Origin of the sequence: Calditerricola satsumensis (genome assembly GCF_014646935.1) — a bacterium.
Lineage (GTDB): Bacteria > Bacillota > Bacilli > Calditerricolales > Calditerricolaceae > Calditerricola > Calditerricola satsumensis.
In genome coordinates, this window is record NZ_BMOF01000006.1 from 1 (window position 1) to 23,574 (window position 23,574).

Sequence of the window (23,574 nt, forward strand, 5' to 3'; positions counted from 1 at the left end):
CACGGGCCGCCCGCGCGGCCGCGGATGCGGCGCTTGCGGCGCTGCGGGCGCGCGTGCAGGGCTCGGATCGGCCGCTTGCCTCGCGCGAACTCCTCCTGTGGGCCGTGTGTGGCGCGGGCAAGACGGAGATGGTCTACCCGGCGATGGCCGAGGTGCTGCGCGGCGGCGGGCGCGTGCTGGTGGCCACGCCGCGACGGGATGTCGTCCAGGAGCTCGTTCCCCGCCTGGCGCGCGACTTTGCCGGCGTGCGGGTGGTCGGCCAGTACGGGGGAAGCCCCGAGACGTGGGCGAGCGGCGACATCGTGGTGGCCACGACGCACCAGTGCCTGCGCTGGCGAGGCGCCTTTGCCCTGGTGATTGTCGACGAGGTGGACGCCTTCCCGTTTCACCGCGATCCCATGCTGCCGCGGGCCGTGGCCCAGGCCCTCGCCCCGGGCGGCTGCGTCCTGTACCTGAGCGCGACGCCGCCGCGCGACCTGCTTTTCCGCGTGCGGCGCGGAGAGGTGGCCGTGGTGCGCGTGCCCGTGCGCCATCACGGGCATCCCCTGCCCGAGCCCCAGCTCGTGCGCGCATCCCGGCTTTTGCCGCGGGTGCACGCCGGGCGCCCCGTTCCCGAGGTGCTCGTCCGCGTGGGCGCGACGCTGGCCGCCGGCCGGCGCCTCTTCTGCTTCGTGCCGCGCGTGGAGGACGTCCCCGGCGTGGTCGCGTATCTGCGCCGCTTCGCCGCCGAACGCAACTGGCCCGTCGCCCTGCCCCACGGGATTGACGGCACCCACGCCACCGATCCGCGGCGGGAGGCGGTGGTGCGCGCCTTTCGCGAGGGGACGGTGCGCGTCGTGGTGACGACGACGATTCTCGAGCGGGGCGTCACCGTGCCGCACGCCGATTGCCTCGTGCTGGGGGCGGACCACGCCGTCTTTGACGAGGCGGCCCTGGTGCAGATCGCCGGACGGGTGGGCCGCGCCGCCGACGATCCGACGGGGCGGGTGTGGTTTGTGGCCGAGCGGCCCACGGCGGCCCAGCGCCAGGCGCGCGCCCACATCCGCGAGATGAACCGCTTGGGACGGCGGTATCGGACGAAGACGTAAATCGGCGGCGCGCTTTTGTTGGCGCGGTTTTCCGGTTGTCCATGTGATGGCCAAGCCGGCTCCATTGCGATAGAATGGCGGTGAGGGTAAGGGTTGGAAGGTTTGACGGACGGGGATGGAAACCGTTCGGGCTGTGCGATGGGGAACATGCGCAAATCCAGGGCCGCGAAGGGTAAGGGTAAGCTCTTCGCAACGAATAGGGCCTAGGAACGGCTTCATTCCAAAAGGAATATTAAGAGAATGCGGTGATTGCCCAATGGAATTCGTGTTTACGGGCTATCATGCAACATCGCGGGACCGTGCGGAAGCAATCATGCGAAGGAATTTTAAAAAAAGCAAAAGTGGATGGCTTGGAGAAGGAGTATATTTTTTTGAGGATAATCCGAAACTAGCTGTGGAATGGGCGCGCTACAAATACCGCAATGATGAGAATGCGTTAAGTGCTGTTACCGTAATTCAAAGTGAAATCCGTTGCCATAAGGAGAAGATCCTTGATTTAACAAACCCTCAAAGTGAGGACGTTTCCGATTTTCACCGAGTTCGTCAAAACATTATTATTCATCTTAGGAAATTCGGGAAAAAAGACATTGATATTGAGGAAACAAGTTGGGCTTGTTTTGACGGAATGGCCATTGATTTGCTGCGTACAAAAAGAAATTTTTCATTGGTTCGCCATTATACATTTACGCCTACGTTGTTGGATCGTGCATCTCTTACGTACTCACGAGTTCCCAATGGCATAGAATTATGTGTGAAGGACTTGAGCTGCATCGTGTCGAAGTCATTGATGGAGAAGGTGGTTGAACGATGAAACGACACTGGGTTGATGAATGGTTTGACAGCTTGTCGGAGGAAGAATTTTATTCTCTTTTGGAACAAGTGGGATTCCCGCTCCGTGATGGGACAGGGAAAGTCCGGATTGGCGGTGTTGTGGTAACGGAAGAGGATCTCCCACCGATTTCAGAACCGACATATCTGATTCACGCTGAAATAAGGGTGAAGCAAGATTTTACGTACCGCTTTGAAGTTGTTCGACCCGTTGAATCATATCCCTTAGCTTGTTAATCTAGGGTGATATGCATGGAGAAAAACAGTCAGCATGATATTCGTTCCGTATTGGAGTTTAAAGGATACCATATAGATGAATTTTTGTTTAAGAGAAATAAAAATTTTAAAGAAAAGGAAAATATTGATGTTAAAATTAAGTTGGCTGTTCGTGTGACGCAAGACGAATCCGATGCAACGGTTGCGATGGTTTGTGAAATCTTTGACGATGACTTTTCCAATGACGATTTTCCTTTTTATCTTAAAGTCGCAATAGCAGGTGATTTTCGCTGTACGGTGCCCAATTCGAAAGATTTTTTTGAGCTCAATGGAACAGCGATATTGTTTCCCTACTTGCGTGCGTTCGTTACCAACTTTACAGCACAAGCGGGGTTTCCGCCTCTCATTTTGCCACCCATCAACGTTTATAAGTTTCTCGAGCGTGAATCATAGCCTAGCTGATGCTAAGGTTTTCTTTGTCAAATTGTTCATGGTGAAAACATCAACATTTATTCAACTTTTATCTTTTTGGTGGAACTTCCGTGAGATTCTTTTCCCGCCTGCTTGACTGGATCGCCCCTTCGCCCGGCGCATGCCGAGGGTGTGGCCGGCCCGCCGCTCCTCCGCCGGTCCATGCCTTTTCGCATCGCGTTCCGGCGCCGGCGCGCGAGGCCCTGCGCCGCGCGTGGTGCCGCCGCTGCGTGGAAGCCCTGATGTGGCTGCTGGGCGAGCCGCTGGATGCCCGCTGCGGCTGTCCGCCCACGTCCCGTTGTGCCGTATGCGCGGGCGAGCTGGAGGCGCCGTTTTGCGCGGCGCGCAGTGCCGTGGCCTACAACACTTTTGTGCGCGACGTGCTGGCGCGCTACAAGTTTCGCGGTGACGAAGCCCTCGAAGAACCGCTGGCGGCGCTGCTCGCCGCGGCCGTGACCGCCCTCCCGCCTCCGGGGCGGCGGCCGGACTGCGTCGCCTATGTCCCGCTCCATCCCGATCGGGCGCGCGGGCGCGGGTTCAACCAGGCGGAGCGGCTGGCCCGCCGCTGGGCGGCGCACGCCGGGGTGCCGGTACGGGAGCTCTTGGTGCGAGTGACCGCGACTCCCCCGCAAAGCCGACAGGTCCGCCGCGCGCGCATGCAGGCGGTGGGGGACGCGTTTGCCCTGGCCGATCCCGCGGCGGATCTGGCCGGTCGGCGTGTGCTGCTCGTGGACGACGTCTACACCACGGGGGCGACGGCGGTGCGCTGCGCGGCGGTGCTCCGCGACGCCGGGGCCGAGGTGTACGTGGCCACCGTGGCGCGCACGCTCAGACCGACGCCAGGGGACATGCCCACCGCGCGATGAGGGTGTTCCGCTGTGCTCGGAGGGGTTGACGACGGACAGGGAACGGGGAGGGGACGGTACGTGAGCTGGAACAAGCTCAAGAACTGTCCGGAATGCGGTCGGGTGTTCGTGGCCTACGTGGCCACCGTTTGTCCCGATTGCCAGAAGAAGATCGACGAGGAGTACCAACGCTGCGTCGACTTTTTGCGCCAGCGGCAGAACCGCATGGCCACGTTGGCGCAGCTTTCCGCGGGTACGGGCGTGTCGGTGAAGCGCATCACCCAGTTCATTCGCGAGGGGCGCCTGTCGCTGGCCGAGCATCCCAACCTGGGCTACCCGTGCGACCGCTGCGGGGCCCTCATCCGCGAAGGGCGCCTGTGTCCGGACTGCCTGTCCAGCCTGGCCAACCTGCGGCGGGAGCTGGAGCAGGAAACCAAGCGAACAGGCGACGGCGAGCTTTCCCGTTCAAGCGTGGGGTACCGCGGCGATTGGTTTGCCCGCGAGTGAGCCGGCACGACCGGCTTTTTCTTTTTCTTCGCGCAAGGGGGACGAGGCAAAAACGCGCCTGCGAAGGAGCATGGGCGAGGGAACGGGCGCGCGGGCCCGCCTGAGGACGACAAAAGGAAACGAGGAGGCTTCCGAAACCCGTAAGTAAGGAGCGTGGAACGGGGGGATCGCTGTGAAGGTCAACGGCCCGCATTCACCGTATGGCCCGTCGGCGTATGCGTCGCTCCGCCCGGGTGGCGCACGCGTCGACAAGCGGCATGCCGACCGGGACACCGTGGAAATCTCGCCGGAAGCTAAGGCGCTGCTGGCCCAAACGCCAGCCGCTGATGAAAAGAAGGGGGCGGCCGGCGCGAAGGATGTGACCGCCCCGGCGGCATCCCGCGCGGTGGGGGACGACGCCCGCGCGGCGCGCCTGGCCCAGCTGAAGGCGGCCATTGCCAGCGGAACGTACCGCGTGCCGGCGGAGGCGGTGGCCGAGCGGCTCCTCCAACGGCTGTTTGACGAGCAGGCGTAAACCGGAAGAATGCCGGCGCGGGGAGAGAGCAACATGGAGAGCCAACTCATCGACCTGTTGCGGCGCTATCTCGACGTGCACCGGGACCTCTTGCGGTGCGCGGAGGAAAAGCGCGCGGCGCTTCTGCGCGGCGACCTGGCGCGCCTGCAGGACGTGGTGCAGCGCGAGCGTGCGTGCGTGCAGCGCCTCGCCGAACTGGAGGCGGAGCGCGCGGCGCTGGTCGCCAAGGCGTGCCGGCGCTGGGGGCTGGCAGCGGAATCGGTTACGCTTTCGGAGCTGGTGCGGCACATCCCCAAACCGGAAGCGCGCGCCGAAGCCGAGGCCCTCGGCCGGGAGCTGGGCGCGCTCCTTTCCCGCCTCAAGCGGGAAAACGGCCACAACCAGGAGCTTTTGGCCGACGCGCTGGCGCATGTGGAGGCCTCCTTGGCGCTGCTCGCCGACGCGCGGCGCGGCGGCGACGTGACGTATGCGCCGGCGGGACGTTCGGGTGCGACGCCGGTTTCCTCGGTGTTTGACCAGAAAGTGTAAGGCGATGAAGGCTGAACGAGACGGTGTGACCGGAAAGGGAGCGAGACGGCGATGCGATCCGCCTTTCACGGCTTGGAAGTGGGCAAGCGTGCCCTCTTTGCCCAGCAGGCGGCCATGCACACGACGGGGCACAACATCGCCAACGCGAACACGGAAGGCTACACCCGCCAGCGGGCGCACCTGCAGGCGGCGCCGCCCATCCCCCACCCCGGGTGGCAGATCGACCGCGCCCCGGGGCAAATCGGCACGGGGGTGACGGTGGCGGCCCTGGAGCGGATGCGCGTCGACTTTCTCGACGTGCAGTACCGCGGGCAGGCCAAGCACGCCGGCTACTGGACGGCGAAGGCCGACGCCCTGTCGAAGCTGGAGGTGCTGTTCAACGAGCCGTCCGACAGCGGGCTGCAGGTGGTCCTCGACCGCTTCTGGCAGGCGTGGCAGGACCTGGCCAAGGAGCCGGAAAGCCTGGCCGCCCGCGCCGTGGTGCGCCAGCGCGGCGTGGCCGTGGCCGAGACGCTGGCCGCGCTGCACCGCGGGCTGATGGAGCATCAGCGCGACCTGAACGACGTGGTGCGCGTCAAGGTGGACGAGATCAACGCCATCGCCGCGCAGATCCGCGACCTGAACCTGCAGATCGCCCGGGTGGTGCCCCACGGCTACCAGCCCAACGACCTCTACGACCAGCGCGACGTGCTTCTCGACCGCCTGGCCCGGCTGGTGGACGTGCGCACCGAGCCGGCGGCGAACGGGATGATCAACGTCTACATCGGCGGCCAGCTGCTCGTCGAGGGCACCACCGCCAACACGGTGACGGCCGAGCCGGATGCCCAGGGCCTTTACGCGGTGCGCCTGAACGGCAGCGACCTGGCCCTCACCTCGGGCGAGCTCCTCGGCCACCTCGAAGCGCGCGGCCACGTGGTGAACGGCGAGGTGGTGGGCATCATCCCGTCGTTCCTCAAGCGGCTGAACGACCTCGCTGTCGCGTTGGCCAAGGAGATCAACGACCTGCACCGCGCGGGGATGAACCTCGACGACATCCAGAACCGGCGGACGAACCCCAATGCCGCCCTCGACCAGCTGCCCTTCTTCATCGACCGCGCGTGGTACGAGGCCAACCCGAACGCCCTGAACGACCCGAACCTCGATCCAACCACCATTCCCGACCCAAGCGACGCCGCCAACGTGATGGTCAACCCGCTCATCCTGGCGTCGCTGAACAAGATCGCCGCCGCCACGCCGGACCCGAACACGGGCACCTCCTCCGAGGGGGACGGATCCAATGCCCGCACCATTGCGGCGATCAAGTTCAAGACGATCACCCAGGGCCTGCCCGAGACGTCGACGCTCGACGACTTTTACCGCTACACCATCGCCCAGCTGGGCGTCGACTCCCAGGAAGCCCAGCGCATGAAGGCCAACAGCGAGCTCCTCGCCGGGGAGATCGCGAGCCGCCGCGAGTCCGTCTCCGGCGTCTCCCTCGACGAGGAGATGGCCAACCTGGTGAAGTTCCAGCACGCCTACAACGCCGCGGCGCGCCTGATCACGACCATCGACGAGATGCTCAACCGCGTCATCAACGGCATGGGCCGCGTCGGCCTGTAAGGGGGTAGGAAGCCATGACCGTGCGCGTCACCCAGTCGATGCTGAACCGCACGTTCTTGCAGAACCTCTCCCGCAACCTCGCATCGCTGGACAAGCTGCAGAACCAGCTGTCCTCCGGCCGCAAGATCGCCAAACCCTCCGACGACCCCGTCGTCGCCGTTCGCGGCATGACCTACCGTTCGGCGCTGGTGGAGATCGAGCAGTTCAAGCGCAACGTCGACGAGGGGCTGACGTGGCTGGAGACGACGGACAAGGCCCTCGACGAGGCGACCAACCTCTTGCAGCGGGCGCGGGAGCTCCTCGTGCACGGCCTCAACGGGGCGATGACCACCGAAGACAGGGCGGCCATGGCCAAGGAGATCGCCCAGATCAAGGAGCAGCTCGGCAACGTGGCCAACACCGCCGTGGCCGGGCGGTACATCTTCGCCGGCACGGACACGAAGAATCCGCCCTACGACGCGCAGACGGGGACGTGGGTCAACCAGAACGGCCAGGACATTCTCGTGGAGATCGGCAAGGGCATCTATCTGCCGATCAACGTGCTGGGGAAGGACGTATTTGCCGTGCCCGACGCGGCAAACGGCATCTTCGGCGTCCTTGACGCCATCGCCCGCGGCCTGGGCGGCGACGCGACAGTGGACCTCAACGTGCAGCTCGGCAAGCTGGATGACCAGCTAGACAACCTCCTCGCCGTGCGGGCCACCGTGGGGGCGCGGATGAACCGCTTCGAACTGATCCAGTCGCGCCTCGAGGCCGACGAGGTGAACGTGACGCGCCTCCTGTCGAAGGAGGAAGACGCCGACATGGCTGAGGTGATCACCAACCTGAAGACGGCGGAGAACGTCTACCGCGCCGCCCTGGCCGCCGGGGCGCGGATCATTCAGCCCTCCCTCGTGGACTTCCTGCGGTGAGGAGGGGCCGCCGTGCAGCTGCCGCGCCTGGAAATCCGCCAAACCTTCGCCCGCCTGGGCCTGGAGATCACCCGCCCGGTGCAGGAAATCGAGCAGCCGAAGCCCGACCTCGGCCTCACGCAGCGCCCGGCGCGCCTCACCATCGAGCGCGTGCCGGGCCGTCTCGTCATCGACCAGTCGGAGGCGTGGGCCGCATCGGGCCTGAAAGATCCCCTCACGCTGGCGCGCGACTGCGCCGCCGAGGGACGCGAGGCGGCGCTGGACGGCATCGCCCGCATCGCCGAAGAAGGCGACCGCCTGCGGGCTATCGAAACGGGCGAGAACGCCATTGCGGCCATCGCAGCCGAAAAGGCCCTGCCGCCGCCGGCCGATTTCACCATTGCGCTCATGCCCTCACCCTTTAGCGTGAAGATGCGCTACGAGCCGACGCGGCTTCTGCTGCACTGGGAGCTCGGCGGCGCGTTTTTTGATCCCAAGACGCATCGGCCCGTGCACCGGTACATCCCGGGCAAGGTGAATCCCTATTTGCTGCAAAAACAGCAGTTGGAGATCGCGGTGGTGATGCCGCAGGTGGACCGCCGGGCCTGAGCCGCTGTGAAATCCCCCTTAAGGCTTTCCTGCTGTTGGATTCTTGCAGAAGAGTGGAGGTTGTGTGAATGACGCTGCCTGCGGACAAGATTATCACCTTTCCCGAAGGACTGCCGGGCCTGGAAGGTCTCCGGCGTTTTTGTCTGGTTTCCCTCGGTGAGGATGCGCCCTTTGACGTGCTGCAGGCCGTCGACAACCCCGCCATCCGTCTCGTTACACTCGATCCGTTCCGGTGGTACCCGGGGTATGCCGTTGACCTGTCCGATGCCGAGGCGGAAGCCCTCGACCTGCGTGCGCCGGAGGAGGCCGTGGTGCGGGCGGTCGTGGTGGTGCGGGAGCCCCTCGAGCACTCGACGGTCAACCTGATGGCGCCGATCGTCATCAACGGGCGCACGCGCGTAGGCCGGCAGGTGGTGCTCCACGACAGCCCCTATTCCCTGCGCCATCCGCTCACGGCACCGCTTTCGGTTTCGGGGAACCGGCAGATGACGTGGGGCGAGCCGGCGGAAGGGAGCGGCTGCTGATGCTGGTCCTAACGCGGAAAGCGGGCGAGTCGATCGTCATCGGGCACGACATCGAGGTGACCGTTCTCGAGGTGCGGGGCGAGCAGGTGAGGCTGGGCATCCGCGCCCCACGCCATGTGGCCGTGCACCGCACGGAGGTCTACCTGGCGATTCAGGCCGAAAACCGTGAGGCGGCGCGGTCGGTTGCGGGGCTTGATGCGCTGGCGGCGTGGTGGGAGAGTCGAAAAAGGGAGAATGAGGGAGAAAACAAGGGACAAGAAGGTGAATAAAGGCCAAACTCGCGCCGCTGCTGCGGTTCTTCGCCGTTTTTGGCCTTCCGGAATCCCAAACAGTGTGTCGGGTTTGGTCGATGACACAAGTAGATAGCGGTGCCGCGGGCGGCCGACGCGGCGCGCGCTTTCCCCGCCACAGGGACGTGGCGAGACTACTCTTCACGGAGGAGGAAGGAGTCATGCGCATCAACCACAACATAAGTGCGTTGAACACCTATCGCATGCTGACGTTGAACAACACGGCAGTGGCCAAGTCGTTGGAGAAGCTCTCCTCGGGTCTGCGCATTAATCGCGCAGCGGATGATGCAGCGGGCCTGGCCATTTCCGAAAAAATGCGCGCTCAGATCCGCGGTTTGGAACAAGCGCAGCGCAACGCCCAGGACGCCATCTCGCTGATCCAAACAGCGGAAGGGGCCTTGAACGAGACCCACTCGATTTTGCAGCGGATGCGTGAACTGGCTATCCAATCCGCCAACGCCACCAACACTGATGATGACCGCAAAGCATTGCAGGATGAAATTAAGCAGCTGATTAGCGAAATCGATCGCATTGGGGAAACGACCGAATTCAACACGATGAAATTGTTGAATGGTACGTTGTCGGGGAATCAAGTTGGCGGTGTGGGCAGCAAACTGGGGGATGCAACCGCCGCTTATATTCTCGTAGATGACTTTAATCCCGGCTCTTCAGTGACCAGTGGTATTTCTCAAAATGTACAGGTGATTGTTGATGGTGTGACGTTCAATCTGACGGGTGTAACTGGCGAAGATCAGTTCCAATGGTTCCAGTCCCTACAAACGAAATTGTATGCAGCCATTGATGCTTATAATGCTGCCAATCCCAATGCTCCAGTAGTCAAACCGACGTTTGAAATTAAAGATGTTCAGTCCCAAACGAGTATGGACTTTGTGATCACCAGCGGGACGAAGGGAAGCAAGTTCCAGATTGAAATCCGCCTGCTGGATGATCCGTCCAATACCAGCGCTCCTGCTGCTACCGACCTCGTTGCGGAGTTGATCAATAATAACAACTGGACTGCAGGGTCTGACGGTCAGCTGAGTGCTACTGCTGCTGATGCTGTAACGAAACTTAATGACACCGACAAGCTGAAGATGGTGGTAAACGGTTATACCATTGAAGTAATGCTGAACACGGTGGGTGAGGGTACTTATAATGCAGGAGATGATATGACGCAGTTGGCATCTGACCTGGAAACGGACATTAATGCTGCGCTAGCTAACTACAAAGACCTCACCGGTGTCGATTTCGGAACGGTTACAGTTTCCGTTAAAGACGGTGCGCTTGTGGTCGAATCCAGCAACCCGGATACGGTGACAATCCAGTTTGGTGTCTATGACGTTTCCAATGCCTTGGGTCTTGCGGGTACGGGTACGGCCGTGACGGGTGGCTTGAACTTCCATATTGGCGCGAATAAGGGGCAAACTCTCAATCTCCAATTGAATGATATGCGTGCAGCAGCGTTGAACGTGGCGGACGTTGACATTTCCACGGCTGATGGTGCTCAGAACGCCATTGCCAAGTTGGATAGCGCGCTGAAGAAGGTGTCGGAAGAGCGCGCTAAACTGGGTGCGATCCAAAACCGCCTCGAGCACACTATCAACAACCTGGGCACGGCGGCCGAGAACCTGACGGCGGCGGAGTCCCGTATCCGCGACGTCGATATGGCCAAGGAAATGATGGAGTTCACGAAGATGAACATCCTCGCCCAGGCGGCTACGGCCATGCTGGCCCAGGCCAACCAGACGCCGCAGGGCGTGTTGCAGCTGCTGCGGTAATCCAGGTAAGCTTTATTGGGGGTCGGTTTTTCCGGCCCCCTGTTTATTTGGGTTTCGGTTTGTTCAAAACGCCTTAAAACGTGCCAGCGTTCTGCCGATAGAAACAGTAAAGCCACCGTTTCTTTCCGGGAGGTACTGCCCATGTCGGGAGTACAGGGAATCGGCGCGAAGCAAGACAGGGCCAAACTTCTCCCCCTTCCCCCTTCGGAACAAGGGGCACGCGTGTTGCGGGATTCGCCACCCGCGTCCGACCGGACGTCCCGTTTTCAGCCTGAAAAATCCCGTGAAACGGCTTTCGAACAGCTGGTCGAACAGGTGGAAAAGGCCAACCGCTTCTTCCTCAACCACCACACCCACTTGGAGTTTTCCATCCATAAAGAAACGAAGGCCATCATCGTCCGCATCATCAACAGCGAGACGCAGGAAGTGCTCAAGGAGATCCCGCCGGAAAAACTGCTCGACCTGGTGGCCAAGCTGTGGGAGATGGCGGGGCTGCTGATCGACGAAAGACGTTAACCGAGGAGGTGATCCCGCATGGTGATGCGCATTTCCGGTTTTGCCTCTGGCCTCGACATCGACCAGATCGTCTCTGACCTCATGAAGGCCGAGCGCATTCCCCTTACGCGCCTGGAGCAGCAGCGGCAGCTCGTGCAGTGGCAGCGCGAGGCGTACCTGGCCGTCAACAGCCAGCTCCTCAAGCTGCGCAACGCGGCCTTCGACCTGAAGCTCTCCAGCGCGCTCAACCTCAAGCAGATCGATATCACGGGCAATGCCGGCGCTGTCAGCGCCAAGGCCACGGGCGGGGCTATAGACGGGGTGATCACCGTCGAGGTGAAACAGGTGGCCACGGCGGCGCGGACAATCAGTGACACCCTGAGCTGGATAACCGATCCGGTGAATGACCCGAACAAGCCGCTGGCCGAACTCAAAGATAGCAATAATAACGCTTTGTGGACGGGAACCTATTCGATCACCATCAACGGCGTGACGATCACCGGCGACGCCGGCACCGATTCACTCAACACGCTGCTCCACAAGATCAACACGAGCAGCGCCGGCGTGACGGCCTACTACGACGCGGCCAACAAAAAGATTTCCTTTACCGCGAAAGAGGCGGGGTGGGTCAACGGCCCGAACCGCGACGGGGCGACGATCACCTTTGACGACGGCGGCAGCGGCTTTCTGGGGACGGTGCTCGGCGTGGATCGGATAAACGAAAACCTGAAAAACGACGCCGTGACCGCCGCCCAGAAGGCGGTCGTCACGATCAACGGCCTTGAGTCAGAGCAGAATACGAATACCCTCACCGTGAACGGCATCACGATCACTCTGAAAGCGGTGGGCACGGCCACCCTCACCGTCCGCACCGACGTCGACGCCGTGGTGGCGAAGATCAAGGCCTTTGTCGACACGTACAACGAAACGCTGTCGCTGTTCCAGACCAAGCTCACCGAGAAGCGCTACCGCGACTACCTCCCGCTCACCGAGGAACAGAAGAAGGAGATGACCGAGGAGCAAATCAAGCTGTGGGAGGAGAAGGCCAGGAGCGGCCTTCTGCGCGGTGACAGCGTGCTGCAGGCGCTGGAGCAGAGCCTGCGGTCCATCGCCACCGCCGTGTACAACACGGGGAGCAGCGCGGTGAACTCCCTGGCGTCGATCGGCATCCGCTCCCTCAGCTACCAGGACAACGGGAAACTGTACGTGGACGAGGCGAAGCTGCGGCAGGCCATCGAAACGGATATCGAGGCGGTGAAGAAGCTCTTTCAGCAAAACGGCGCGACGGAAGCGGAAAAGGGCATTGCCGTCCGCCTGTACGACCGCGTGGCCCAGGCGATGAAAGAGGTGACGCGCAAGGCCGGCAGCGACCCGAACGTGCTCGACAGCAGCGTGCTCGGCTGGCAGCTGCGCGACCTCAATGCGCGCATCTCGGCGTGGGAGCAGAAGCTCATCGACATCGAGAACAAGTACTACCGGCAGTTTACGGCCATGGAGCAGGCCATTAGCCGCTACAACATGCAGGCAATGTTCCTGGCTCAGCGGTTCGGCGGAGGTGCGCAAGGATGAACCCGACCATGCAGCAGTATCGCCAACAGGTGGTGCAGACGGCGACGCCGGCGCAGCTCCTGCTCATGCTGTATGACGGGGCCATCCGCTTCACCAAGCAGGCGATTGTCGCCACCAAGGAAAAGCGCATCCAGGAGGCCCACGAAGCCAACCTGCGGGTGCAGGACATCGTGCGCGAGTGGATGGTCACCCTCGACCCCTCGTATCCGATCGCCCAAAACCTCATGGCCCTCTACGACTATTTCCTGCACCTGCTCATCCAAGCCAACGTGAAGAAGGACGCCGCGCCGCTGGAGGAGCTCCTGGGCTACCTCGAGGAGCTGCGCGACGCCTGGGCCCAAGCGGCCAAGCAGGTGGCGGGGCAGATGGCCCTGGCCGAGGGCGGCGCGAAGCGATGAGCGGAGACGTTCGCGCCGCCGCCCTGCGCCACTGCGAGGCGGTGCTGGTGCAGACGCGGACCTTTCTCAACGCCGCGGGCAGAGGGAGCATGGTGCAGCCGCAGGACCCGCTTGCCTCCGGTAACCAGGCGGCCGGGCAACCCGGCCCGGCGATCGGCGTCGACGACGCGGTGGCCCGGGCCGAGGCCCTCGTCGCCGCGCGGGAGGCGCTGGTTTCGATCCTGAAGGCCCACCCGCACCTGGAAGGCGACCCCGACGTCCGGCGGGCCGTGCGGGCCATCCTGGCCCACGACGAGGCGGTGCGCGCGGCCATGCGCGACCTCCACGAGCGGCTGGGCGCACGGATTGGCCAGCTCCGCGCGGCCAAGCGCCAGCAGGCGGCGTACCAGGGTGCGGTGGTCGAGGCGGTGTTTGTGGACCGGACGTTGTAGCGCAGCCGATCCCCGGGCAGCAGCCGAAGAAGAGCCGTATCCATCCACCCTCGTGCTGTGCTAAGATGGAACCAAAACGGGCGAAGGGCGGGGAGCGCGTTGAATGAGGCGATGTTCCACCTGGTGTTGGACGAGCTGAAGGCTTTGCGGCAAGAGGTAACGGGCCTCAACGGCAAGATTGAGGGCTTGCGTCAGGAGCTGCACGAGCAAGTTGCGGGTCTCGACGGCAAGATTGAGGGCTTGCGCCAGGAAATGCACGAGCAGGTCGCCGGTCTCAACGGCAAGATTGAAGGCCTGCGCCAGGAAATGCATGACCAGGTGGCCGGCTTGCGCCAAGAAATGCATGAACAGGTAGCTGGCTTGCGGCAGGAGATGCACGAGCAGGTAGCTGGCTTGTGGCAAGAAATGCACAAGCAGGTGGCCAACCTTAACGGCAAGCTCGAAGACCTGCGTCAAGAGATGCAGGAGAGCATCGCTCACCTCGACGGCAAGGTTGAAGGCCTGCGACAGGAGATGCGCGAAAAGTTTTCCGAAACCCTCGGCATTTGCCGCGCGCTGCAACAGGCCATCTACGAGGGCGACGATTCGCTGAAAGAACAGCTCGAGCGGGTGGAGCAAAAGCAGGATTTCTTTGTGAAGCGGTTGGTGCAAGCGGAGTTTGAGATCGATCGGATCAAACAACGCTTGTTGCAAAAATGAGCCGCTCGTGCAGCGAAGCCCCCGGATGGAGCTGGGGGATGTTTTTTTGCACTTTTCCAGAAGGAAAATCGCTTTCAATTCTCGAATAGTGCCAACAATCCGTCATATTTTAAAAACAGACCGGCTCCTTGACAAAGGAACCGTCCCCGTGAATCCCGCGAAGGGTTGTGGACAACGTGGACAACCGAGCTGTGGACAATGTGGACAAGCTTGTGCATAACTGTCGGGGTGCGGGTTGCGCCTGTGGAAAGCGGTGGGGACGCCTTGGGGATAAGCGGTGTTGCACAGATTTCCGTTGCGTTTCTATGCATCTCTTCGTATAATCATGCTGATTGATCTTGCTGAAGCCGAAGGAGGAGAGGAAGCATGCGCCTTCGTTACGGAACGCTGATCGTCTGGCTCTTGGCCCTTGCCCTCGTCGCGGTCGGTTGTGGAACGCAGCAAACGGCGCAAACGGGATCGGGCGGGGAGGCGGCCGACGGGAAAAAGACCCTCGTCGTCGGCATGGACGCGTCGTTTGCGCCCTTTGAGTACGTTGACGCGAACAATCAGCTGACCGGCTTCGATGTCGACCTGATGAAGGCCATCGCCAAGGAAGCGGGCTTTGCGGTGCAATTCAAGAACACCTCGTGGGAAGTGCTGTTCCTCACGCTCCAAAACGGGGAGACGGACGTGCTCATTTCGGGAATCACGATCACCGACGAGCGCAAGAAAACGATGGACTTCTCCGAGCCGTACTTTGAAGCGGCCCAGCTCATTGCCGTGCGGGAAGACGCGAACGTGACCCAGTTCGCCGACCTCAAGGACAAAAACCTGACCGTGGGTGTGCAAACCGGCTCGACGGCGGATACCATCGTGAGCGAGCTGCTGGGCAAAACCTCGCCGAACATCAAGCGGTACGAGACGGTGCCCAACGCGATGCAGGCGCTGCAGATCGGCGATGTCGACGTGGTGGTGGCCGACAACGCCGTGGTGCAGAACTACCTGAAGAACAATCCCGATGCCAAGCTGAAAACGGTGGAAGACGAGGCGTTCCCGAAGGAGTACTACGGCATTGCCGTGAAGAAGGGGAACAAGGAGCTGCTCGACAAGATCAACAAGGCCCTGAAAACGCTCAAGGAAAACGGCACGTACGACCGGTTGTACGAAAAGTATTTCGGGAAAGCCAACTGAAGCGACTTGACGCACGCAAACGCCGACGGCCCGCGCGTCCATGGCGGTGCCGTCGTTCTTTCCGTTTTCCAAGGCGGGCGCGTGCACGGTTCCGATGTCGCTCGCCCGTCCATCACGACGCGTTTCGGGACGTTGCCCCGAGGAGGATGGGAGATGTTTGATTGGAGCATCATCGTCGCCTACGCGCCGCTGTATGCGGAGGGCTTTTTTCGCGCCGTCTCCATCACCGCGGTGTCGATCCTGATCGGCACCGTGCTCGGCATGTTTCTCGGCATGGGGCGCCTGTCGAAGCGCAAGTGGCTGCGCGCGCCCATTGTCACCTACGTCAACTTCATGCGTGGCACGCCGCTCCTGGTGCAGATCTTCATCATCCACTTCGCTCTCATCCCCACGCTGTTTGGCCAGTCCCTCGGTGTGTGGGTGTCCGGCATCACCGCCCTGAGCCTGAACAGCGCCGCGTACATCGCCGAGATCTTCCGCGCCGGCATCCAGTCCATCGACCGCGGGCAGATGGAGGCGGCGCGGTCGCTCGGCATGCGCTACAGCCAGGCGATGCGCTACGTCATCCTGCCGCAGGCCTTCAAGCGCATGCTGCCGCCCCTTGGCAACGAGGCCATCATGCTGCTCAAGGATTCCTCGCTGCTCATGGTCATCTCCTTCCCGGAGCTGATGTACGCGTCCAAAACGGTGATGGGGGCCACGTCGCGGGCGTGGGAGCCGTACCTGACGGCGGCGGCGCTCTATTTGGTGGTCACCCTGCTTCTGGCGCGGCTCGTGTCAAAGCTGGAGGCGCGCTACTCGAACCAATAAGGCTGTTTGGGATCGCGCGGGGGAAGGCCCTCCGCGTTTTTTGCATCCCAAGCAGGAAAGCGCCTTCAATTGATGGAATACTCGTATTAGAGGAAATCATCAAAACCAAGCAGCCTCGCGGGAGGAAGGGAGGGCGCAACCGGCGGGCGAGCGGACCTTGTGGAAAACGGGGTTGTGGACAATGTGGACAAACCTGTGCATAACGGACGGCAAGGAGAATGGCCATGTGGAAAGCGGTGGGGATAAGGTGGGAAAGATGTCGAAACGGGGTGGGTGATGTCGAAAATTGACGTTGATTTCTTATTCACGAACACGTATAATCATTCGTAATTTGGCATTTTCCCATTTAACGTGGTAATGTGCCGTTGCGTCGGGCCTTTCGCTGGAAAGCCGGCAAAGGGCGCAAGGCGCAGACGGGTGTAAGGGTGCCACAACACCTTCGGGACGAGGAGGGTCCAGATGAACGCACTGCGCAGGTGGATAACCGGTTTCGCGCTGGCGGCGCTGGTGGTGACGGCGGCCGGCTGCGGGACGAAGGCGATCGACGCGGGACAGGCGGGGGGAGGCAGCAAGAAGACGATCGTCGTCGGCACCGACGCCGCCTATGCGCCCTTTGAGTACATCGACGCCAGCAACACCATTGTCGGGTTCGACATCGACCTCATGAAGGCGATCGCCAAGGCGGCCGGCTTTGACGTGCAGTTTGTCAACACGGTGTGGGAGGGCATTTTCATCACCCTGCAGAACGGCGAGCGCGACGCCCTTATCTCGGCCATCACGATCACCGACGAGCGGAAGAAGACCATGGATTTTTCCGATCCGTATTTTGAGGCCACCCAGCTGATCGCCGTTCCGGAGAACGCCGACGTGACCAAGTTTGAGGACCTGAAGGCGAAGAATCTCCGCGTCGGGGTGCAGACCGGCACGACGGGCGACGTGGCCGTCAGCAAGCTGCTCGGCAAGACGTCGCCGAACATCAAGCGCTACGATACGACGCCGCACGCCCTGCAGGCGCTGGCCATCGGGGAAGTGGACGCCGTGGTGGCGGACAACGCGGTGGTGCTCCACTACATCCAAAGCAACCCCAACGCCAAATTCAAGGTTGTCTCCGACCCGTCGTTCCCCAAAGAGCACTACGGCATTGCCGTGAAGAAAGGGAACAAGGAGCTGCTCGACAAGATCAACCAGGGTCTGAAGGCGATCAAGGCGAACGGCCAGTACGACGAAATTTACCAGAAGTATTTCGGGACAAAGAAATAAAGTTGTCGGCCTTCCCCGTTCAGGGGGGAGCGGGGCGATCTGTGGGGCTCGGGGCGGCTGACGGTGGCTGCGGGCGGGTTTGCGAAAAATGTTTTGGCGATTTTTGTTGACTCTCCCTCGGCTACGTGGTATACTACAATCAAGTGGGGTCGCCCTCACGAAAATTTTGAGAAGGAAAGGATTGTGTTTCATGCAAGGTCGAGTCAAATGGTTTAACGCGGAGAAGGGTTACGGGTTCATCGAGCGCGATGATGGCGGCGACGTGTTCGTGCACTACACCGCCATCCAAGAAGAAGGGTTCCGGACGTTGGAAGAAGGGCAACTCGTCCAATTTGACATCGTGGAGGGCCCCCGCGGACCGCAAGCGGCCAACGTCGTCAAATTGCGCTAAGCGGTCGGAGTCCGTCAACCCGGAAACGTCGTGAAACGCGCGACGACACGAAACCCTCGGGCGTGTTCCCGGGGGTTTTTCATTTTGAGATGCCACGATTTTGTTAAGGTTTGCGGAAGCCGAAAGCAGGATTTTGGGCCTTCGAACCGGAATAGGTATGGTACATGGGGAAAGGAGGATCTGGCGATGCGGTTCAACGTCCGCGGCGAAAACCTCGAGATCACGCCTGCCCTTCGGGAGTACGCGGAGAGGAAGGTGAGCCGGCTCAAGCGCTATTTTGCCGACGTGCCCGATTTGGACGTGCAGATCACCATGCGCGTCGTGAGGGAGGCGCACACGGTGGAGGTGACCCTTCTCCTTCCGCGCCTGCTGCTGCGCGCCGAGGAGACCAGTGCCGACATGTATTCGTCGATCGACTTGGTCGTCGACAAGCTGGAGCGGCAAATTCGCAAGTACAAAACCAAGATTTACCGAAAATTCAGACAAGACGGCAGCCTGCGGGACCTCATCCGCGGCGCGGAGCCCGAAAACGGCCAGGCCTTCGAGGAGGAAGAGCTGGAGATCCCCATTGTCCGCGTGAAGCGGTTCAACCTAAAGCCGATGGACCCCGAGGAAGCCGTGCTGCAGATGAACCTCCTGGGCCACAACTTCTTCGTGTTTGCCAACGCGGAGAACCATCACGTGAACGTCGTCTACCGGCGCAAGGACGGCACGTACGGGTTGATTGATCCAGAGGCGTAATGAAAGCGCTTTGATCTCCGGTGCAAGCATGATCCGCTCCCCGGGCTTACGCCGGCTGTCCCGCTTCGGCGGGGCGGGCGGAAAGCCGAAGCGGGAGCATTTCTTTTTTCCTATTTAACGGATGCGATGGTATAATACCTGTTTAGAGGCGACAAGGGGTGATGCAACCCATGTTGGGGCTGTTGAAAAAGTGGATCGGCGACGCCAACGAGCGGGAAGTCAAGCGCTTGTGGCGTGACGTCGAAAAGATCAACGATTGGGAGCCGAAGGTGGCGCGCCTGTCCGATGCCCAGCTGCGCGCCAAGACCGACGAGTTCAAAAACCGCCTGGCGCAGGGGGAGACGCTGGATGACCTCCTCCACGAAGCGTTTGCTGTGGTGCGCGAGGCGGCCAAGCGCGTCCTCGGCATGCGCCACTTCGACGTGCAGCTGATGGGCGGCATCGTGCTGCACCAGGGGCGCATCGCCGAAATGAAGACCGGGGAAGGGAAAACCCTCGTCGCCACGCTGCCGGCGTACCTCAACGCCCTCTTGGGCAAAGGGGTGCACGTGGTGACGGTGAACGAATACCTGGCCCAGCGCGACGCGACGCAGATGGGCAAGGTGTACGAATTCCTCGGCCTCACCGTGGGCCTCAACCTTCAGGGGATGAGCACGGAGGAGAAGAAGCGGGCCTACGCGGCCGACATCACCTACGGCACGAACAACGAGTTCGGCTTCGACTACCTGCGCGACAACATGGTGCTCTACAAGGAGCAGATCGTGCAGCGGCCCCTTTTTTATGCCATCATCGACGAGGTGGACAGCATCCTCATCGACGAGGCCCGCACGCCGCTCATCATCTCCGGGCAGGCGGCCCAGTCGACGGAGCTCTATTACATCGTCGACCGCTTCGTCCGCCAGCTGAAGCCCGGCGAGGACTACACGGTGGACGAGAAGGACCGCCGCGTGATGCTCACCGAAAAGGGCATCGCCCGGGCCGAAGAATACTTCAACATCGACAACCTGTACAACACCGAGCACATGCTGCTCAACCACCACATCCAGCAGGCCTTGAAGGCCCACGCGCTGATGCGGCGCGACGTGGACTACGTGGTGGAAAACGGCCAGGTGATCATCGTCGATGAGTTCACCGGCCGCCTGATGCACGGCCGGCGCTACAGCGACGGGCTGCACCAGGCCATCGAGGCGAAAGAGGGCCTTGAGGTGCAGAACGAGACGATGACGCTGGCCACGATCACCCTGCAGAACTACTTCCGCATGTACCAGAAGCTGGCCGGGATGACCGGCACGGCGAAGACGGAAGAGGAAGAGTTCAAGAAGATCTACGGCATGGACGTCGTCGTCATCCCGACGAACAAGCCGATGATCCGCAAAGACCTCCCCGACGTGGTGTTCAAGACGGAGGAGGCGAAGTACCGGGCGGTGGTGGAGGAGATCGTCCGCCGCCACAAGAAGGGCCAGCCCGTGCTCGTCGGCACCACGTCGATCGAGAATTCCGAGCGGCTGTCGGCCATGCTGAAGAAACGCGGCATCCCCCACGAGGTGCTGAACGCCAAGCACCATGCCCGCGAGGCGGAGATCATCGCCCGCGCCGGGCAGAAGGGGGCCGTGACCATCGCCACGAACATGGCCGGCCGCGGGACGGACATCGTCCTCGGCGAAGGGGTAGCCGAGCTGGGCGGCCTGCACGTCATCGGCACCGAGCGGCACGAGAGCCGGCGCATCGACAACCAGCTGCGCGGCCGCGCCGGGCGCCAGGGCGACCCGGGGTCGTCGCAGTTCTTCCTTTCCCTTGAGGACGAGCTGATGCGCCGCTTCGGCTCGGAGAACATCATGAGCATGATGGAGCGGCTGGGCTTTGACGACGACCAGCCCATCGAGAGCCGCCTGGTGACGAAGGCCATCGAGGCGGCCCAAAAGCGCGTCGAAGGGATGAACTTCGACCTGCGCCGCCTCGTGCTCCAGTACGACGACGTGATCAACCAGCAGCGCGAGGTCATCTACAAGCAGCGCCGCGAGATCCTCGAGCGCGACAACATCCGCGACATCGTCATCGGGATGATCGAGAGCGTGGCCGAGCGGCTGGTCGACGAGCACTGCCCGGATGACCAGGTGCCGGAGGACTGGCGGCTGGACGAGCTCGTCGAGCAGGCCAAGAACCTCTTCCTGCCCGACGTGCCCCTCGAGACGAAGGAGATCTGGGGCAAGGAGCGGGAAGAGATCCTCGACGTGCTGAAGGCGAAGATCGCCGAGCAGTACGAAAGGCGCGAGGCGGAGATCGGGCCGGAGATCATGCGCGAGTTCGAGAAGGTGGTCGTCCTGCGCGCCGTCGACTCGAAGTGGATGGACCACATCGACGCCATGGACCAGCTGCGCCAGGGCATCCACCTGCGCGCCTACGGCCAGACCGATCCGCTGCGCGAGTACCAGTTCGAAGGGTACAACATGTTCCAGGAGATGATCGCCCGCATCGAGGAAGAGGTGGCCACGTACATCATGCGCGCCCAGGTGGCAGGCAACCTGCAGCGCCAGGAAGTGGTGAAGCCGGTGGCGACGAGCGGCGGCTCAATCTCCGGCGACGAACCGGCGCGCCAGCCGGTGCGCGTGGCGAAGATCGGGCGCAACGACCCGTGCCCGTGCGGCAGCGGGAAGAAATACAAGAAGTGCTGCGGGGCCCAGGAGGCGTAACGTCGCGTTTCCCCCGTCTCGCGCGTTTTCCGGTGCGCGCAAGGCGGCGCGTTTCCGGTAGCGCGATGAGGCGTTTGTTACCTATACTAATACCAAACACCGATCCAGGGGTGATGATGGTGACGATCCTGTCCCTTGCCGAACTGAAGGCCGAGCTTTCCATCACAGCCAAGCGATTGGCGGAAATCAGGGGGTCTCTTTGACCTCCCTGGGAAGAAGGCGCGCATCGCTGCCCTTGAGGAACAGATGGCCGCTCCCGACTTCTGGGACGACAACGCTGCAGGCCAGAAGGTGATCGGCGAGCTGAATGCCCTCCGAAAGCAGGTGGAAACCCTCGAGGGGCTCCAGGCGACCTATGACGACCTCGAGGTGATGGTGGAACTGGCCCAGGAGGAGGACGACGAGTCGCTCCTGCCGGAAATCGCCGAGGGCCTGGTCAAGCTGAAGGAGAAGCTCACCCAGTTTGAGCTGGAGCTGCTCCTGAATGGCCCCTACGACAAGAACAACGCCATTGTGGAGATCCATCCGGGTGCCGGCGGGACGGAATCGCAGGACTGGGCGTCGATGCTCCTGCGCATGTACACCCGCTGGGCGGAGGACAAGGGGTACGAGGTGGAGACCCTCGACTACCAGCCCGGCGAGGAAGCGGGCATCAAGAGCGTGACGCTGCTCATCAAGGGGCACAACGCCTACGGCTACCTGAAGGCGGAGAAGGGCGTGCACCGGCTGGTGCGCATCTCCCCCTTCGACGCGGCGGGCCGCCGCCACACGTCCTTCGTCTCCGTCGACGTGATCCCGGAGATGGACGACGACGTGGAGGTCGAGATCCGGCCCGAAGACCTGCGCATCGACACGTACCGCTCGAGCGGCGCCGGCGGCCAGCACGTCAACAAGACGGAGTCGGCCGTGCGCATCACCCACCTGCCGACGGGCATCGTGGTGACGTGCCAGTCGGAGCGCTCGCAGATCCAGAACCGCGAGCGAGCGATGAAGATTCTCAAGGCGCGGCTGCTCGAGCTGAAACGCCAGGAGCAGGAGAAGCAGCTGGCCGAGCTGCGCGGCGAGCAGAAGGAGATTGCGTGGGGCAACCAGATCCGCTCCTACGTCTTCCACCCCTACACGCTGGTGAAGGACCATCGCACCGGTGTGGAGGTGGGGAACGTGCAGGCGGTGATGGACGGGGAGATCGACGTGTTCATCGACGCGTACTTGCGCCAGCAGGTGCAGAAGCGTGAAGCCGGCGGCCAAGGCGCGTAGCGCGGTCGCGCCGATTGCGGCGGGATGAAAGGACCGCGCATAACGGAGGAAACCAGGCGTAGGATGAACCAGGTGATGGGGCAACACGTTCGGCACAACCGTCGCCGTGGGCGAGCGACCGGATCGCGCACGAAAGTGGCCGAATACGGCCTGTTAACCGCGGGGGCCTTCCTCGTGGCCTTGGCCTTCAACCTCTTTTTAAACCCCAACGGCATCGCCACGGGGGGCGTGAGCGGGATCAGCACGATTGTGGAAGCCGTGTTCGGCGTGCGTCCGGCCCTCACGCAGTGGGCGCTCAACGTCCCCCTCTTTCTCGCCGGCGTGCGCATCCTGGGAGGCCAATTTGGTTTCAAGACGCTGTACGGCACCCTTGTCCTGCCGCTCTTTGTGCTCCTCACCGATTCCCTTCCGCCGCTCACCCGCGATCCGCTGCTGGCGGCGGTGTTCGGCGGCGTGGGGGTGGGGATCGGCCTGGGGCTGGTGTTCAAGGCCCGCGCCTCGACGGGCGGCACCGATGTGGCGGCGCAGATCCTGCACAGGTTCACCCGCTGGTCCTTAGGGCTGTGCATTTTGCTCATCGACGGCCTGGTGGTGCTCACGGCCGGGGTGGTGTTTGGACCCGAAGGTGCGCTCCACGCGCTTGTGGGCCTGTTTGTGACCGGGAAGACGATCGACCTCGTGCAGATGGGGCTGGGGTACGCCAAGATGGGCCTCATCATCTCCCGGCGCGAAGAGGCGATCCGCCAGGCCATCCTGCATGAGCTCGATCGCGGCGTGACGCGCATCCACGCTGTGGGCGGCTACTCGGGCCATGAGCGGCCCCTCCTCCTGTGTGTGGTCCATTGGCGCGAGGTGGCGAAGCTGAAGGAATTGGTGGCACGGATTGACCCGGAGGCCTTCGTCATCGTGACCGAGGTTCACGAGGTGCTCGGCGAAGGGTTTCAAGCCCTCGCCGGATTCAAACGATAAGGGG

The 23,574-nt window shown here is 62.3% G+C and carries 27 protein-coding genes; all 27 read left to right on the plus strand.

Annotation, left to right across the window (positions count from 1 at the left end; all coding sequences use genetic code 11):
- On the plus strand, positions 1-1,088 hold a 1,088-nt coding region (locus IEX61_RS02660; protein ID WP_268238375.1), incomplete at its 5' end, for a helicase-related protein.
- A 256-nt stretch (positions 1,089-1,344) separates the two neighbouring features.
- A complete protein-coding gene (locus tag IEX61_RS02665) occupies positions 1,345-1,899 on the plus strand; it encodes a hypothetical protein (protein ID WP_157057915.1) in 555 nt (184 codons plus the stop codon).
- Entirely contained in the window at positions 1,896-2,153 is a 258-nt protein-coding gene (locus tag IEX61_RS02670; protein WP_157057916.1) for a hypothetical protein, read from the plus strand. The genes IEX61_RS02665 and IEX61_RS02670 overlap by 4 nt, the downstream gene beginning before the upstream one ends.
- Before the next feature lie 15 nt (positions 2,154-2,168).
- Positions 2,169-2,585 (plus strand): protein-export chaperone SecB, encoded by a 417-nt coding sequence (locus IEX61_RS02675; RefSeq protein WP_083463143.1) that lies wholly within the window; start codon positions 2,169-2,171, stop codon positions 2,583-2,585.
- Between the two features lie 89 nt (positions 2,586-2,674).
- The gene (locus tag IEX61_RS02680) at positions 2,675-3,469 is read left to right on the plus strand and encodes a ComF family protein (RefSeq protein WP_188816711.1); all 795 of its coding nucleotides are present in this window, start codon (positions 2,675-2,677) and stop codon (positions 3,467-3,469) included.
- Positions 3,470-3,529: 60 nt separating this feature from the next.
- A complete protein-coding gene (locus IEX61_RS02685; RefSeq protein WP_188816712.1) occupies positions 3,530-3,955 on the plus strand; it encodes a TIGR03826 family flagellar region protein in 426 nt (141 codons plus the stop codon).
- Between the two features lie 172 nt (positions 3,956-4,127).
- Entirely contained in the window at positions 4,128-4,469 is a 342-nt protein-coding gene (flgM, locus tag IEX61_RS02690) for a flagellar biosynthesis anti-sigma factor FlgM (protein WP_188816713.1), read from the plus strand.
- A gap of 33 nt (positions 4,470-4,502) precedes the next feature.
- The gene (locus IEX61_RS02695) at positions 4,503-4,997 is read left to right on the plus strand and encodes a flagellar protein FlgN (RefSeq protein ID WP_188816714.1); all 495 of its coding nucleotides are present in this window, start codon (positions 4,503-4,505) and stop codon (positions 4,995-4,997) included.
- A 51-nt stretch (positions 4,998-5,048) separates the two neighbouring features.
- Positions 5,049-6,596, plus strand: a complete 1,548-nt coding sequence (gene flgK, locus IEX61_RS02700; RefSeq protein ID WP_188816715.1) for a flagellar hook-associated protein FlgK — start codon at positions 5,049-5,051, stop codon at positions 6,594-6,596.
- Positions 6,597-6,610: 14 nt separating this feature from the next.
- Positions 6,611-7,507, plus strand: a complete 897-nt coding sequence (gene flgL / locus IEX61_RS02705) for a flagellar hook-associated protein FlgL (protein ID WP_229725621.1) — start codon at positions 6,611-6,613, stop codon at positions 7,505-7,507.
- A 12-nt stretch (positions 7,508-7,519) separates the two neighbouring features.
- Positions 7,520-8,095 (plus strand): DUF6470 family protein, encoded by a 576-nt coding sequence (locus tag IEX61_RS02710; protein ID WP_188816716.1) that lies wholly within the window; start codon positions 7,520-7,522, stop codon positions 8,093-8,095.
- 68 nt (positions 8,096-8,163) lie between these two features.
- Entirely contained in the window at positions 8,164-8,619 is a 456-nt protein-coding gene (gene fliW, locus IEX61_RS02715) for a flagellar assembly protein FliW (RefSeq protein ID WP_054671719.1), read from the plus strand.
- A complete protein-coding gene (gene csrA, locus IEX61_RS02720; RefSeq protein WP_054671716.1) occupies positions 8,619-8,888 on the plus strand; it encodes a carbon storage regulator CsrA in 270 nt (89 codons plus the stop codon). The genes fliW and csrA overlap by 1 nt, the downstream gene beginning before the upstream one ends.
- A gap of 182 nt (positions 8,889-9,070) precedes the next feature.
- Complete coding sequence (locus tag IEX61_RS02725; protein WP_054671713.1) at positions 9,071-10,687, plus strand: flagellin N-terminal helical domain-containing protein; 1,617 nt, start codon at positions 9,071-9,073, stop codon at positions 10,685-10,687.
- A gap of 141 nt (positions 10,688-10,828) precedes the next feature.
- Positions 10,829-11,203, plus strand: coding sequence for a flagellar protein FlaG (locus IEX61_RS02730; RefSeq protein ID WP_083463016.1), 375 nt, complete (start codon positions 10,829-10,831; stop codon positions 11,201-11,203).
- 18 nt (positions 11,204-11,221) lie between these two features.
- Entirely contained in the window at positions 11,222-12,751 is a 1,530-nt protein-coding gene (locus tag IEX61_RS02735) for a flagellar hook-associated protein 2 (protein ID WP_054671707.1), read from the plus strand.
- Complete coding sequence (gene fliS / locus IEX61_RS02740) at positions 12,748-13,149, plus strand: flagellar export chaperone FliS (protein ID WP_188816717.1); 402 nt, start codon at positions 12,748-12,750, stop codon at positions 13,147-13,149. The genes IEX61_RS02735 and fliS overlap by 4 nt, the downstream gene beginning before the upstream one ends.
- Positions 13,146-13,580, plus strand: a complete 435-nt coding sequence (locus IEX61_RS02745; RefSeq protein ID WP_188816718.1) for a flagellar protein FliT — start codon at positions 13,146-13,148, stop codon at positions 13,578-13,580. Before fliS ends, IEX61_RS02745 begins: the two co-directional genes overlap by 4 nt.
- 111 nt (positions 13,581-13,691) lie before the next feature.
- Positions 13,692-14,279 (plus strand): hypothetical protein, encoded by a 588-nt coding sequence (locus IEX61_RS02750; RefSeq protein ID WP_054671003.1) that lies wholly within the window; start codon positions 13,692-13,694, stop codon positions 14,277-14,279.
- Between the two features lie 366 nt (positions 14,280-14,645).
- Complete coding sequence (locus IEX61_RS02755) at positions 14,646-15,452, plus strand: basic amino acid ABC transporter substrate-binding protein (RefSeq protein WP_054671001.1); 807 nt, start codon at positions 14,646-14,648, stop codon at positions 15,450-15,452.
- Between the two features lie 153 nt (positions 15,453-15,605).
- On the plus strand, positions 15,606-16,262 hold the full coding sequence (locus tag IEX61_RS02760; RefSeq protein WP_054670997.1) for an amino acid ABC transporter permease: 657 nt from the start codon (positions 15,606-15,608) through the stop codon (positions 16,260-16,262).
- A 459-nt stretch (positions 16,263-16,721) separates the two neighbouring features.
- Positions 16,722-17,522, plus strand: a complete 801-nt coding sequence (locus IEX61_RS02765; RefSeq protein WP_188816719.1) for a basic amino acid ABC transporter substrate-binding protein — start codon at positions 16,722-16,724, stop codon at positions 17,520-17,522.
- A gap of 190 nt (positions 17,523-17,712) precedes the next feature.
- Entirely contained in the window at positions 17,713-17,913 is a 201-nt protein-coding gene (locus IEX61_RS02770; RefSeq protein WP_054670993.1) for a cold shock domain-containing protein, read from the plus strand.
- 186 nt (positions 17,914-18,099) lie between these two features.
- Positions 18,100-18,654 (plus strand): ribosome hibernation-promoting factor, HPF/YfiA family, encoded by a 555-nt coding sequence (gene hpf / locus IEX61_RS02775; protein ID WP_188816720.1) that lies wholly within the window; start codon positions 18,100-18,102, stop codon positions 18,652-18,654.
- 170 nt (positions 18,655-18,824) lie between these two features.
- Positions 18,825-21,344 (plus strand): accessory Sec system translocase SecA2, encoded by a 2,520-nt coding sequence (gene secA2 / locus IEX61_RS02780; RefSeq protein WP_188816739.1) that lies wholly within the window; start codon positions 18,825-18,827, stop codon positions 21,342-21,344.
- A 116-nt stretch (positions 21,345-21,460) separates the two neighbouring features.
- Positions 21,461-22,601, plus strand: a protein-coding gene (prfB, locus tag IEX61_RS02785) for a peptide chain release factor 2 (RefSeq protein WP_188816740.1) whose coding sequence is annotated in 2 segments (ribosomal slippage) — positions 21,461-21,544 and positions 21,546-22,601 — 1,140 coding nt in all. Because the reading frame shifts where the segments join, the coding sequence is not laid out codon by codon here.
- 63 nt (positions 22,602-22,664) lie between these two features.
- Positions 22,665-23,570 (plus strand): YitT family protein, encoded by a 906-nt coding sequence (locus IEX61_RS02790; protein WP_083463084.1) that lies wholly within the window; start codon positions 22,665-22,667, stop codon positions 23,568-23,570.
- Positions 23,571-23,574 lie beyond the last annotated feature (4 nt).

Excerpts from the sequence above, each read along its gene's own strand:
- IEX61_RS02665 (WP_157057915.1), top strand. The coding sequence starts at position 1,345 with ATGGAATTCGTGTTTACGGGCTATCATGCAACATCGCGGGACCGTGCG.
- IEX61_RS02670 (WP_157057916.1), top strand. The coding sequence starts at position 1,896 with ATGAAACGACACTGGGTTGATGAATGGTTTGACAGCTTGTCGGAGGAA.
- IEX61_RS02675 (WP_083463143.1), top strand. The coding sequence starts at position 2,169 with ATGGAGAAAAACAGTCAGCATGATATTCGTTCCGTATTGGAGTTTAAA.
- IEX61_RS02695 (WP_188816714.1), top strand. The coding sequence starts at position 4,503 with ATGGAGAGCCAACTCATCGACCTGTTGCGGCGCTATCTCGACGTGCAC.
- flgK (WP_188816715.1), top strand. The coding sequence starts at position 5,049 with ATGCGATCCGCCTTTCACGGCTTGGAAGTGGGCAAGCGTGCCCTCTTT.
- flgL (WP_229725621.1), top strand. The coding sequence starts at position 6,611 with ATGACCGTGCGCGTCACCCAGTCGATGCTGAACCGCACGTTCTTGCAG.
- fliW (WP_054671719.1), top strand. The coding sequence starts at position 8,164 with ATGACGCTGCCTGCGGACAAGATTATCACCTTTCCCGAAGGACTGCCG.
- csrA (WP_054671716.1), top strand. The coding sequence starts at position 8,619 with ATGCTGGTCCTAACGCGGAAAGCGGGCGAGTCGATCGTCATCGGGCAC.
- IEX61_RS02725 (WP_054671713.1), top strand. The coding sequence starts at position 9,071 with ATGCGCATCAACCACAACATAAGTGCGTTGAACACCTATCGCATGCTG.
- IEX61_RS02730 (WP_083463016.1), top strand. The coding sequence starts at position 10,829 with ATGTCGGGAGTACAGGGAATCGGCGCGAAGCAAGACAGGGCCAAACTT.
- IEX61_RS02735 (WP_054671707.1), top strand. The coding sequence starts at position 11,222 with ATGGTGATGCGCATTTCCGGTTTTGCCTCTGGCCTCGACATCGACCAG.
- fliS (WP_188816717.1), top strand. The coding sequence starts at position 12,748 with ATGAACCCGACCATGCAGCAGTATCGCCAACAGGTGGTGCAGACGGCG.
- IEX61_RS02745 (WP_188816718.1), top strand. The coding sequence starts at position 13,146 with ATGAGCGGAGACGTTCGCGCCGCCGCCCTGCGCCACTGCGAGGCGGTG.
- IEX61_RS02750 (WP_054671003.1), top strand. The coding sequence starts at position 13,692 with ATGTTCCACCTGGTGTTGGACGAGCTGAAGGCTTTGCGGCAAGAGGTA.
- IEX61_RS02755 (WP_054671001.1), top strand. The coding sequence starts at position 14,646 with ATGCGCCTTCGTTACGGAACGCTGATCGTCTGGCTCTTGGCCCTTGCC.
- IEX61_RS02760 (WP_054670997.1), top strand. The coding sequence starts at position 15,606 with ATGTTTGATTGGAGCATCATCGTCGCCTACGCGCCGCTGTATGCGGAG.
- IEX61_RS02765 (WP_188816719.1), top strand. The coding sequence starts at position 16,722 with ATGAACGCACTGCGCAGGTGGATAACCGGTTTCGCGCTGGCGGCGCTG.
- IEX61_RS02770 (WP_054670993.1), top strand. The coding sequence starts at position 17,713 with ATGCAAGGTCGAGTCAAATGGTTTAACGCGGAGAAGGGTTACGGGTTC.
- hpf (WP_188816720.1), top strand. The coding sequence starts at position 18,100 with ATGCGGTTCAACGTCCGCGGCGAAAACCTCGAGATCACGCCTGCCCTT.
- secA2 (WP_188816739.1), top strand. The coding sequence starts at position 18,825 with ATGTTGGGGCTGTTGAAAAAGTGGATCGGCGACGCCAACGAGCGGGAA.
- IEX61_RS02790 (WP_083463084.1), top strand. The coding sequence starts at position 22,665 with ATGAACCAGGTGATGGGGCAACACGTTCGGCACAACCGTCGCCGTGGG.